The sequence below is a fragment of the Sneathiella marina genome (assembly GCF_023746535.1).
Taxonomy (GTDB): domain Bacteria; phylum Pseudomonadota; class Alphaproteobacteria; order Sneathiellales; family Sneathiellaceae; genus Sneathiella; species Sneathiella marina.
This window is the reverse complement of sequence record NZ_CP098747.1, coordinates 2,439,652-2,452,056: the sequence shown is the minus strand read 5'-3', so window position 1 is coordinate 2,452,056 and position 12,405 is coordinate 2,439,652. Positions and strand designations below refer to the sequence as shown.

General features: G+C 46.0%; 9 protein-coding genes. 5 read left to right on the top strand and 4 right to left on the bottom strand.

The window, feature by feature from the left end; genetic code table 11:
- Positions 1-81: 81 nt before the first annotated feature.
- Complete coding sequence (locus tag NBZ79_RS11610; RefSeq protein WP_251932593.1) at positions 82-2,265, bottom strand: lytic transglycosylase domain-containing protein; 2,184 nt, start codon at positions 2,263-2,265, stop codon at positions 82-84.
- Positions 2,266-2,352: 87 nt separating this feature from the next.
- Positions 2,353-4,989 (bottom strand): aminopeptidase N, encoded by a 2,637-nt coding sequence (pepN, locus tag NBZ79_RS11605; RefSeq protein ID WP_251932592.1) that lies wholly within the window; start codon positions 4,987-4,989, stop codon positions 2,353-2,355.
- A 273-nt stretch (positions 4,990-5,262) separates the two neighbouring features.
- Here pepN and dapA point away from each other — a divergent pair, with 273 nt between their 5' ends.
- Positions 5,263-6,138: a 4-hydroxy-tetrahydrodipicolinate synthase gene (gene dapA / locus NBZ79_RS11600; RefSeq protein ID WP_251932591.1), complete on the top strand. Its 876-nt coding sequence runs from the start codon at positions 5,263-5,265 to the stop codon at positions 6,136-6,138.
- Between the two features lie 24 nt (positions 6,139-6,162).
- Positions 6,163-6,615, top strand: a complete 453-nt coding sequence (gene smpB, locus NBZ79_RS11595; RefSeq protein WP_251932590.1) for an SsrA-binding protein SmpB — start codon at positions 6,163-6,165, stop codon at positions 6,613-6,615.
- Positions 6,616-6,621: 6 nt separating this feature from the next.
- Here the strand turns inward: smpB and NBZ79_RS11590 are convergent, their stop codons facing one another.
- Complete coding sequence (locus tag NBZ79_RS11590) at positions 6,622-7,980, bottom strand: phospholipase effector Tle1 domain-containing protein (RefSeq protein WP_251932589.1); 1,359 nt, start codon at positions 7,978-7,980, stop codon at positions 6,622-6,624.
- A 218-nt stretch (positions 7,981-8,198) separates the two neighbouring features.
- Positions 8,199-8,804: a LabA-like NYN domain-containing protein gene (locus NBZ79_RS11585; RefSeq protein ID WP_251932588.1), complete on the bottom strand. Its 606-nt coding sequence runs from the start codon at positions 8,802-8,804 to the stop codon at positions 8,199-8,201.
- Between the two features lie 179 nt (positions 8,805-8,983).
- On the opposite strand from NBZ79_RS11585, the gene folK reads away from it, so the two are divergent.
- From folK to NBZ79_RS11570, 3 genes are all read left to right on the top strand, one after another.
- The gene (gene folK, locus NBZ79_RS11580) at positions 8,984-9,490 is read left to right on the top strand and encodes a 2-amino-4-hydroxy-6-hydroxymethyldihydropteridine diphosphokinase (RefSeq protein ID WP_251932587.1); all 507 of its coding nucleotides are present in this window, start codon (positions 8,984-8,986) and stop codon (positions 9,488-9,490) included.
- Between the two features lie 191 nt (positions 9,491-9,681).
- Positions 9,682-10,098: a DNA-directed RNA polymerase subunit omega gene (gene rpoZ / locus NBZ79_RS11575; RefSeq protein WP_338056115.1), complete on the top strand. Its 417-nt coding sequence runs from the start codon at positions 9,682-9,684 to the stop codon at positions 10,096-10,098.
- Positions 10,099-10,248: 150 nt separating this feature from the next.
- Positions 10,249-12,405 carry a RelA/SpoT family protein gene (locus tag NBZ79_RS11570; RefSeq protein WP_251932586.1) on the top strand — a complete coding sequence of 719 codons (2,157 nt, stop codon included), beginning with the start codon at positions 10,249-10,251 and terminating at the stop codon, positions 12,403-12,405.

Genomic DNA, 12,405 nt, shown 5'->3' with positions numbered 1-12,405 from the left:
TCAAAGGCGCACCCGGTTCGAATGTTGGACGATTATCCTTATAATGCAAGTGAAGAATACGTGAATTATCGTGCCGATAAATTAGTGTGTCGCAAGACCGCGATTGAGATCCTGATAAATGGTCAGCTTTTCGTTCTGGCTTACGGCCAATCGCTGGCGATAAATTTGCAAATTCTCAATGACCCGTTGAACGTAATTCCTTGTTTCCGTAAAGGGAATAAATTCAATCCAGTCTATCATGTCGATTTCGCCAGTGCGCGGATCGCCCCAGGTGTCGATCCATTTGCGAACATTGCGCGGGCCAGCGTTATAGGACGCGATAGCCAGAACATAGGATCCATTGAACTCATCAACCAACCCGGAAAGGTAGGAGCTACCTAGCAATGCATTGTAATCGGGGTCCTCAGTCAGCTGAAATTTTGAATAGGTGACCTTCAGGGATCGCGAAACATGTTTTGCTGTCGCGGGCATCAGCTGCATAAGTCCCCGGGCCCCTGCGCTTGATATAGCATCAGAGGCGAAGGCGCTCTCCTGGCGCATAATAGCAAAAACCAGTGCCTTTTCGATGGGTGTCTTATCTGCTTGCGCGCCATTTGTCGGCCAATTGATTTCTGTTAGTTCTGTCCCTCTTTGAGAAGCTCGTTTAGCGACGGAGATAGCATAGTCGGGTCGACCGATATCATTTGCCAATTTCGCCAAATATTTAAATGCATCAGCTGTTTTCGCAGTCTCTGCCATCTCCAAAAGAAAATATCTTGTCCATTTTGGTTTGTTCAATTCCGTCAGATGCCGAATTATTAATGTGCGTTCATCGGCGTCATATATCTTCTTCACGTGTGGATTGATTCCGGTAAGTTTGGGTATCATGGGTAACTGGCTTTTTCCCAGTTCGAAATGCGCCATTTGCCCATAATAGGTGGTATAATGCTGTGCCGCGACTTCATACCAATATTGGGCAAGCGCGTTTTCGCGGGCTGATGTATCAGCGCGGCCAATCCAATAGGCGGCACGAGCACGGCTGATTGGGTAACCAACATTTTCATACATTCGAACGAAATGCTGTCGTGCGATAGCCGGATCTCCGAGGAATTGTAAAGAAATCCACCCGGACAGCCATTCCGCAGTGGCGAAATCGCCGCCTTGCGCCAATCCATGCTGACTCACCAGTTTATAGGCATCTGTAATGTGACCTTTGGCAAGTAGCTTACGCGCTTGTAAATGCCGTTCTCGCCACCATTTTTCAGCCCGGGGTACAGTCGCATCCATTTGCAGAAGGAGTTCTTGGCTTTCCTCATGCAGGGATTTCTGTCGGCGCCACTTCGCCCGTTCAAAAATCAGGCCTGGGTCAGCCTGCAACTCTCTGGGAACGCTGCGGACTGCGTGATCAACATTTCCTCTTTTAGTCATCAGCTGGATGCGTGCAACGGCAAGTTTGCTTTTGCCCTTGCTTGCATAAGGAAGCATGCGCGTTGCCGCTGTAGCCTTTCTCTCCCACAAGAGATGCTCGAGCCGACTGTCATGATCCTGGACAGTGAGGAGCAGATTAAAATTTTTCAATGTCGCCCGCTCGAGGTCTTTTGGAAAATTTCCCACACGCCAGGCGCGCCTGACAAGGTTTTGGCCTTTTACTAATTGCCCTTTTTCTATAAGGGCTTCACCATAACGAAGCATTCCTATTCCGGTGAGCGGTTCGCGTGAGCTGAACCAAGAAATTGTTCGATCCGCAGATACGGGATCAACTAATGCTTCTTCAGCCCGTCTTTGTAACGTCGTTTGCCGTGGCCAATCGGGATTGGCATCAATGAAATTGGATATCTGGTCGAAGCTTGCTCTGTTGCGATAAGCGGTCATCCACCGCCAATCGATAATTTTCGCTGGCAGTTTATAGTCTGCTCGTCGAGCCATGAGCCGAGCTTTCTTCCATTTTCGTTCGGAAGCCAAAGCAATAGCCTGTTTATAAATATTCAGATCTTTCTTGCTGAGCAATCCTGTTGCAAGTGGATGAGGCGGCAGGGCAATACCAACCGGACGTATTTTCGGGACCGGTACAGAGGAAACATTTAAAAGAGCCAAGTCCCCAATTTCCGGTTTTTGACGTGGCGTAGGAATGAAATTACGTCGGCCAGGCTCCGTCGCCAACACTGCGGTTGTTCGATCAATTTGTGTATCTTCCTGAAGGATCACAGGTTTTCCCGTCGCCCCGACAATGGATGGCGAATATGTCAAGCTGGCGACAAGGACGCCAAGTGCTATGGTCTTGTTCATCGTAAAACCCAATACTCAAATAACGCTGGTTTTGCTCGCTCCTGTATCTAAAAACATACGAAAGAATACATTATCAGATAATTTATCTCAATTATGCAGGCTTTTGTTTGCCATTTCGTAAACATCGTTGGATAAATCTGAAATATCCAAAATCTCTTCCAATTTGTCGGTCATCAGCTTCTGGCGTACTGCATCATAACGACGCCATTGACCCAATGGTGTCACAAGCCGGGCGGCGATTTGGGGATTCGTACCGTTTAACTGTTCGATTGCGTTAAACAAAAATTGATATCCTTTGCCGGATTTCTCATGAAAATGTACAGGATTTCCCGATACAAAGGCTGCAATAAGAGATCGAACACGATTTGGATTGAGCATTGTGAACGCCGGATGAGACAATAAATTAGTTACATCCTCCAGTGCTGTTGGTCGAGATGACATGGCTTGAACCGTAAACCATTTATCAATAACAAGTGGATCCGCCTCCCATTTTTGATAAAAATCTGCGAAAATCTCGTCTCGTATTTGTCCCTCGGATTCCCCTAGATTGAAGAGTGACGCCATGGCATCTGTCATATTCTCCGCGGCATGGTACTGTTCTGCAGCCAATGCGAAATAATCTTCTTTTGCGGTGGCTGTCAAAAACCTCAAGGCTGTGTTTTTGAATTTTCGATTGCTTGCAATCGGCTGGTTTCCTTCTACTTTAAGGTCACGAAGGTCTTTGTAAATTTGAAGAAAGTCCGATTCAAATTTCAAGCCAATTTCTTTCAAGGCATTGTTACGGACAATATGAATAGCATCTACATTCACGACAGGCATTTTTTGAGCGAGATCCTGTTCGCTGGGCAACGAAAGAGCGATTGCCGCAAAAGCCGGGTCCAGTTCTCTATCGTTCAGAATATTCCGGATGGAAGATAAATACATTTGAGGGAGTATCTGCAATGAACCAACATCATGACGATTTACCTGGCTCAATAGAATATTTGACGACAGACGCTGCCCGGCGTCCCAGCGATTAAACAAGTCGGTTTCCCGGGAAAAGAGAAATGCCAATTGCTCATTATCCAGGTTTTGCTCCAGTTTTACAGGTGCTGAAAAACCCCGAAAAAGAGAGATAGTGGGTTCGGAATTTATATCATTAAAGACGAAAGTCTGCTTTTTCTGCGTCAGGTTCAATACCTTGCCTGTACTTTTGGCTCCGGTATCTGTCGTAAAACCGATTGCTTTCCCGTTGCCATCCAGCAAGCTCATATCAACTGGTATGTGATAGGGTAGAAAATTTTCAGCAAGCTTGGGGTTTTCCTGCTCCAAGGTAAGGGAATATTGCTGGCTTTCAGGATTGTATCCCTCGGTCACCTTGATAACGGGTGTCCCGGCTTGAACATACCATCTGCGAAACTGGGTCAGGTCAATACCAGAGCCATCCTCCATGGCTTTGACAAACTCCTCCGTTGTTACCGCCTGTCCATCATGTCGGTCAAAATAGATATCCATGCCATTGCGGAATTTCTCCTTACCCAAAATGGTATGTATCATACGAATGACTTCTGCGCCTTTTTCATACACAGTTGCCGTATAGAAATTATTTATCTCCACATAGCTTTGCGGCTGGATCGGATGGGAGAGGGGGCCGGCATCTTCCGGAAATTGGGCAGCGCGGAGACGTTGAACATCTCCAATCCGAAAGACCGCAGCAGAATTCATGTCAGCCGAGAATTGCTGATCCCTGAAAACAGTGAGGCCTTCCTTCAATGTCAGTTGAAACCAGTCGCGACAGGTAATGCGATTGCCAGTCCAGTTGTGAAAATATTCATGGGCGATAACACTTTCAATCCCGTCATAATCCGTATCTGTTGCGCTTTGCGGGGAGGCGAGTACATATTTTGAGTTAAAGACATTGAGCCCCTTATTCTCCATTGCACCCATATTGAAATCGCTCACGGCTACTATCATAAACACATCCAGATCGTATTCCCGGCCAAATTCCTCCTCATCCCATTTCATCGATTTCTTGAGCGACGTCATGGCATGATTACATCTATCTTCATTGCCCTTTTCTACGAAAATCTGAAGTAAGACATCGCGACCCGATGCCGTCGTAAAATGATCCTCAACACAGGCAAGATCTCCAGCTACAAGCGCGAAAAGATAGGCGGGCTTCGGGTGTGGGTCTTCCCATTTAACGTAACTTCGGCCATCATCTAGTTGTTTTTCCTCTACTTTATTCCCATTGGATAGCATGACCGGGTAGAGATCCGCGTCGCCGATAATAGTAGTCGAAAACACCGACATAACGTCAGGGCGGTCGAGAAAATAAGTAATTTTGCGGAAACCTTCAGCCTCGCATTGGGTGCAGAAATTCCCGCTGGATTTATATAATCCTTCTAGGGCTGTATTTTCCTGGGGTTTGATTCTGGTGACAATTGCCAGCGTGAATTCTTCTTCGGATTTTGGGATTGGAATATGCAGATATTCATCGGTACATTCATAACTGGTATCATTGAGCACCAGGCCATTCCGTCTTATTGAAATTAACTCCAGATTTTCGCCGTTCAAACTCAAAGTAGAGGCTTGATGGTTCATACGCTTTATGGTCATCGATGAGGAAACAGTTGTAACTTCTTCACCGAGTTCGACGACAAGATCGATGCTGTGGATCGAGAAATCCGGTTGTTTATAGTCTTTGAGATAAATGGTGGCGGGCTGAACTTGGGTTTCTAACAATGCATTGACCTTTTTTATGATGATACAAGATTAAGATAAACAGATTGCAGCGCTGATCAAGGCTCGACCAAATTATACCCTAATTAAATATGCAAATAAAAATGCCACGAATTTCTACCTTTGAGCGTCTCCTTTTGCAGTTACCACTTGCCAAGTCTGGCTTCATGCCTATAAATCAGGCGTTCGGCATGAAAAACTATCAGAATGCGACTTGTTGTCGGCTCGTTTTTCGCTGAATTTGGAAAATTGAAATTAACTATTGAGGACGTTGTCATGTTTAGAGGATCGATCACCGCGCTTATTACTCCCTTTGATGGAGAGCGCGTGGACGAAAAATCGTTTCAATCCTTTTGTGACTGGCAGATAAAATCCGGAACCAAGGCGTTGGTTCCTACTGGGACTACTGGCGAATCTCCAACCCTCAGCCATCCAGAGCATGATCGTGTCGTTGAACTTTGTATTGAAGCCGCTGCCGGGCGAGTGCCTGTAATGGCGGGCACGGGATCTAACAACACGGCAGAAGCAATTCGTCTGACTCAATCTGCAAAAGACGCTGGTGCAGATGCAGCGCTGATTGCGATGCCCTATTACAACAAGCCGACGCAGGACGGCATGGTAGCGCATTACACTGCAATTCATAATGCCGTGGATATACCTATTTATATCTATAATATTCCCGGCCGTTCAATTGTTGATATGACACCCGAGACCATGGGTGAGCTATCTAAATTGGAAAATATAGTCGGCGTAAAAGATGCGACCGGTGATGTGGGGCGCGCGACTTCCCAACGTGAATTTTGCGGCAATGATTTTAATCAATTGTCAGGGGAAGACACGACCGCTATCGGATTTAACGCCCATGGCGGCAATGGATGTATATCCGTGACTTCAAATGTAGCCCCGGACCTTACAGCGATCATGCAGAATGCAAGTTTGCATGGAGAACGTGCTATTGCCATTGAAATGCAGGATCGCTTGATGCCGTTGCATCGGGCATTGTTTGTAGAATCAAGCCCGGCGCCAACAAAATATGCGTTGTCCTTACTTGGCAAATGTAAGGAAGATGTGCGGCTCCCTATTATTCCTCTTCAAGATGCTTCGAAACGTATTATCGAAGCGGCCATGAAGCATGCCGGAATTCTGGATTAGGGAGCGGACTGGTTCCGTAAATCTATGGCCGGACGAACAGTCGCCGAAAACCGAAAGGCCCGCTACAATTACTTCATTCACGAGGAATATGAAGCGGGTCTGATGCTGCTCGGCACGGAGGTAAAAAGCCTCCGTGAAGGGCGAGCTAATATTCAGGAATCCTATGCCTCTTTCGAGAATGATGGATTGTATCTGGTCAATGCCCATATTGCGGAATATGGGCATGGCAACCGCAATAACCACGATCCATTGCGACCTCGGCAATTGCTTATGCATAAAAAAGAGCTCAGCAAAATTGCGGCGCAGATCCAGCGGGCCGGGAAGACGCTTATCCCCCTCTCGGTTTATTTTAATGATCGCGGTATCGCGAAGGTTAAGGTGGGTCTCGCCTCGGGTAAAAAGCAGCACGATAAAAGAGCGACGGAAAAAGAGCGCGATTGGAATCGGGAGAAACAAAGGCTCATGAAAGATCACTAGTAGAATTTAAGTAGCGATATGTTCCGCAGACAATGGAACATCGAATTTCAGTCCAATAAAACCATCTTTGGCCCAAATTACGCGACTTTTGAGGCCGTTCATAAATTTCAGCGAAGATTTTAAAAGGTAAGTAGTGCCTGAAAGTGCACTGCCAGCAGCCCATATTCTGGCGCCTGTTTGACTATAGTCGATAAGGCTGACACTGGTCTTACCTTCGTCGTCAATGAGGATTGCTGGCCAGTTTCCCGAAAATCTTTGATGCAGACGACGGTTTTGAATAGCCTCTTCTCTCTCAGAAAACACAGGAATAGCGCCAGCTTGTAAACTTGCGAGTTGATGAGGAGAGTATTTTTTCACAGTTTTCTGTCTAACTAAAACCGTTTCATGGAGTTTTTCCGGTTCTGCACATGAAATATCAGCAAAGCCCGGAGAAGATTGTCCTACGGGGCGATAGCGGGCCTTGCGTAAAGATAAGGGGGCCGTAAGGAGCCGCCATTTGCTATTACTAATTTTACCGCCAGGGTCAGGGGCACTGAATTCGTCAAGAATATTGTGATCAATTTGCAGTCCGTGGTATTCGGCCCGGCGCAATAACCAATTCAGTGCTATGTCAGATAGACCGCTATCTCTTCGACCACCTACGGTATTTTCGTGAGACCCTGCGAACCAGACTTGCTCAACTGCCTGAATTTCCGGCGATTGCGCGCCAGTCCATATACCCGGACGGAACCGGCTTCGTTTTTCGTCCAGAGCAAGGGCCTGGTAAGCTGCGCTTACATTGCTGTTAATCTTATGATCATGCAACATCATCCAGCTTTGGGATATTTTGTTCAGTCCGGGAGTGGGTAATCCATAGCTACCGATGGTGTCCAGACACCCCAGGAAATTTATTTCTATCTTACGCCCGTCTAACCTGTCGGAAATATTCTGCGCGGCAGGGGTATCCAAAGCTTCAACGGGAATTTGGCTATATTCAAAAGCATCAGCCAAGCCAGCTATATCCTCTGGCAGCAACAACCCCACGCGGTCGATCATGTCGACCAACCGACGCAAGTTAAAGGCGCCAAGGCCAGCCCCAAACATGTAAATTTGATCGTCGGGCTTATATGTATGCGCCAGAAAGGAATATGCATCGAAGATTTCAGCCTTTAAACCAGCTCCAAATAGTCGTCTTGCCAGCCGTTTAACCTTGGACGAGGATGCGTCTGATAGGGCAGGGTAACCTAATTGCTCCCGACCATTCCGGCTGATTGGGGCAAGGCTCTGCTGTGCCAATGATATATTGCTAGGTACTTGCCGCTTCTTGCTTCGATACTCGGTACGTTGCCAGCAACAATCACTGAATATAACAAGATTTCGTCCCATGAATTCCTCTCCTGGACAGTGTATTGTACCAGAGCTTCTGCGTCCGGTCATCAAGCATTTGGAATATCGGGGCTACATCACATTGTTACATGGAAGGTAAAAAATACCGTTCAAGAAGTAAAACGCATATTGTAAAATAAAGCATTCAGAAGCAGCGCCAGTTGATTTTAATTATGCGAGTGAGCTAGATCAAAAGGCGCGGATATTTCGTAAAAAAACTACGCGGTTTGTTCCGCCTCATCGTAGGTTTCGTATTCGACAGGATATTCATCAAAGTCCTTATCCTGCCTTTGGCTAACCGCTCTACCGACATTTTTTTCCATGTTTTTAAGCTCGAGGAAAAAATCAGCTTGTCGGCGCAACTCGTCCGCAATCATCGGTGGTTGCGACTTTACAGTACTTACAACAGTAACACGAACGCCCCGTTTTTGAACGGCTTCTATCAAGCGCCGAAAGTCACCATCACCGGAAAAAAGAACAGCATGATCAATATGTTCGGCCAGTTCCATCATATCAATCGCAAGTTCAATATCCATATTGCCTTTGTATTTGCGGCGACCTGTAGCGTCGGTAAATTCTTTTGTCGGCTTTGTTACCATGGTATAGCCATTGTAATCGAGCCAATCCACCAAAGGACGTATTGGTGAATACTCTTGATCCTCGATGAGTGCGGTATAGTAAAAGGCGCGAACCAGGCGTACTTGTGAGGAAAATTCACTAAGTAATTTCTTATAATCAATATCAAATCCCAGCGACCTAGCAGACGCATATAAATTTGATCCATCTATAAAAAGTGCAGTTCTTTCTTCCGAATAAAAAGTCATTTTATTTTCCGGTTTTAATATATAAAATATTCTTTAATCGGGATTTAGCAATCCCCCCATTTTTACTTCATAGCATAAGTTCGTTTCTTTTCACTAGTTATCATTTGAAATAAATATTACGGACAAGCGATGAAAATTCGGTATTTATCTGAATATAAAGATATTTTAAGGACAAGCATGTGATTTTTATTGGCCTTGGCGCTAATCTCAAACACCCGACTTATGGGCCGCCGGCTGAGACATTAAAAGCAGCAATTAGAGCGCTCAACAGCATATTTTCTATTAAAACTCAATCCAGCTTGTATCAGTCGGCACCTGTTCCAATGTCTGATCAACCATGGTTCTTCAATGCAGTTATCAGCATTTCCACGAGCTTTACTTTAGAAGAAACACTTAAGTCATTGCACAAAATAGAGAAAGAGTTTGGGCGCGTACGCGAAAAAAAATGGGAAGCCAGGATTTTAGATCTCGATTTGTTGGTTTTTCATAAGCAGGTCACTAGAAACAGAGAACAGTTGAAAGGCCCAGTTGTACCCCATCCATTTTTGGCCGAACGGATGTTTGTTCTTGAGCCAATTCAGGAAATCGCACCGAACTGGAGACATCCCGTCTTAAATCTCAATGCAGCGGAAATGTTGAGCATTCTTCCAAAGGGACAACGGGTGGAAAAATTGCCACCAGGGTAAGTGAGGTATGAGGCGCAATGGATCTGGAGTAGAGGCAATTTTTACGCATTGAAGGCCATTTTTTGCCCGTTGAGCCATTTTTTATGCAAAAAAACCAAAAAACATGATGGTTTCGAGCCACTTTGCCTTGCTATCCTAAGCACAAAAGAATATGTAATACCGTAATTCATAGGCATCTGGAGTAATTGTATATGGCACGCGTCACCGTTGAAGATTGCGTTGAGCGAATTCCTAATCGATTTGACATTGTTTTGTTGGCAGCACGGCGCGCCCGCGCGATAGCTGCCGGGTCAATGCTTACAGTCGATCGCGACAATGATAAGAACCCGGTAGTATCGTTGCGAGAAATTGGCGATGGCACTATTGATCTTGTTGAACTGAAATCAAATCTTGTTCATTCACTACAGCGTCGTGTTGAGGTGGATGAGCCTGAAGAAGATAATATGGCTGCCTTGATGAGTTCCAGTAACGAATGGGCAGGTGTTATTCAGGAAAATACAGCGTCTGAAACCTTTTCGGCCGATGAAGTTGGTGCAATTCCACAAGAAACGCCCGCCGACGATCCGGCATCCGCTACTGCAAGTGACGAAGCTCAGCCAGAAGCCTGAGCTATCGTATTGCCCTAAGGCGCAAATTATCCCCGCCTTAGGCGCATTTTCTTCGCGACTATGATTGCATATTATTTCCGACCAACTGTATAGTCATGGTTCTGGCATTTTGACCAGAAATTATGGTTTTTGCAGAGCTGTCTTATCCTGATGTTACGCCAAGTCGAATTAGTAGAACGTGTCCTTAGCTATGACCCCCAGGCAGATGAGGACTTACTCAACCGGGCGTATATTTTCACGGTTAAAACCCATGGGAGCCAGGTTCGCGCATCCGGCGACCCGTATTTTTCTCACCCCATTGAAGTTGCGGGTATTCTGACCGAACTGAAATTGGATACGGCGACAATTATTACGGCGCTTCTTCATGACACCATCGAAGATACGGTGGCAACAAAGGATGAAATAGAAAATACCTTCGGTACTGAAATTGCGGTGCTGGTGGATGGTGTCACCAAACTATCGCAATTGGAGTTGCAATCGGATAGAACGAAACAGGGCGAAAATTTTCGAAAACTTTTGCTGGCCATGTCTAATGACATCCGAGTTTTGCTAGTTAAGCTCGCCGACCGTCTGCATAATATGCGAACCTTGCATTTCATCAAGAATCCGGAAAAACGAAAAAGAATTGCAACAGAAACACGGGAGATTTATGCACCACTCGCTGAACGCATTGGCATGCAGCATTTTCGCGATGATCTGGAAGACCTCGCCTTTGAGGAATTAAACAGCGAAGCGCGTAAATCCATCAAACGGCGTTTGGAGTTTCTCCGAGCGGAAGAGGGAAATGTCGTTGGCCTTATTATTGAACGCTTAAGAGCGGATTTAAAGGAAGCCGGCATTGAGGCGGATGTGGCCGGACGAGAAAAGAGATTTTATTCCATCTGGCGAAAAATGGAACGGAACAATGTCTCATTCGAGCAGTTATCAGATATTATTGCCTTTCGGGTGGTGGTGGAAGATGTTGCGGAATGTTACCATGTTCTCGGTGTGTTGCATGAGAAATACTCCATGGTTCCCGGGCGGTTCAAAGACTATATTTCGATTCCAAAACGCAACAATTATCAATCTATTCACACGACTTTGATCGGTCCGGAAAGACAACGGATTGAAGTTCAAATCCGAACCCGTGAAATGCACGAGATCAATGAATATGGTGTGGCTGCCCATTGGCAATATAAGGACAGTCAGGCGAAAAGCGTGCAAGAGGGTACGCAATATCGCTGGTTACGCGAATTGTTGGAGATATTGGAAAATACCCAAGATCCTGATGAATTTCTGGAGAATACGAAGCTTAGTATGTTTCAAGATCAGGTATTCTGTTTTTCACCAAAAGGCGACCTGATCTCGCTCCCGGCGGGCAGTAGTCCTGTCGATTTTGCTTATGCTGTTCATACGGATGTTGGCAACACTTGTGTGGGATCCAAAATTAATGGACGTCTGGTGCCACTTCGTACCGTTTTGAGGAATGGGGATCAGATCGAAATTCTGCGGTCGAAAAACCAAACACCGTCGCCAACATGGGAAAGCTTTGTCGTCAGTGGTAAAGCTCGTTCTGCTATTCGGCGTTTCACGCGAATTAAACAACGGGATCAATATATTGAATTGGGGCGGGCAATCGCTGAAAAAGCTTTTCGTGTAGAAGGAAAACGCTTTGCGGAAAAGGCTTTACAGACAGCGGTAAAAGTCTGGGATCAGGAAAATGTCGGGGATGTTTATTGTCTCCTCGGTGATGGAACGCGTACAAGCCGGCAGCTCATTGACGTCATTTTTCCCGGTGAAAAAAAATCCGAAGACGCAGATAACATACCGCCATCAGTAACCGTCAAAGAGAAATCCAAGGGCAAGAAAAAGGATCATGCAATACCGATCCGCGGGCTTATTCCCGGTATGGCGATGCACTTGGCCGGCTGCTGCCATCCACTACCCGGTGACCGGATTGTCGGTATTGTGAGTACTGGCAGGGGGGTGACTATTCATACTATTGATTGCGAAACACTGGAGCAATTTGCGGAAGTGCCGGAGCGGTGGCTGGACGTTTCCTGGGATCAGGAAAATCAGGAAGCTGCGATGCCTGTCGGCCGTATTCAAGTCATTGTCGCCAATGAACCGGGCGCGCTTTCCAGCATTACCTCCACCATTGCATCGAACAATGGCAATATTAATAATTTACGTATTGCCAACCGAAGTCAGGATTTCTTTGAAATGTTGATTGATATACAGGTACAAGATGTGCGACATCTGACGAATATAATTGCTGCCTTGCGGGCGGACCCGGTAATTAGTTCCGTCGAGCGCTCAACTGGATAA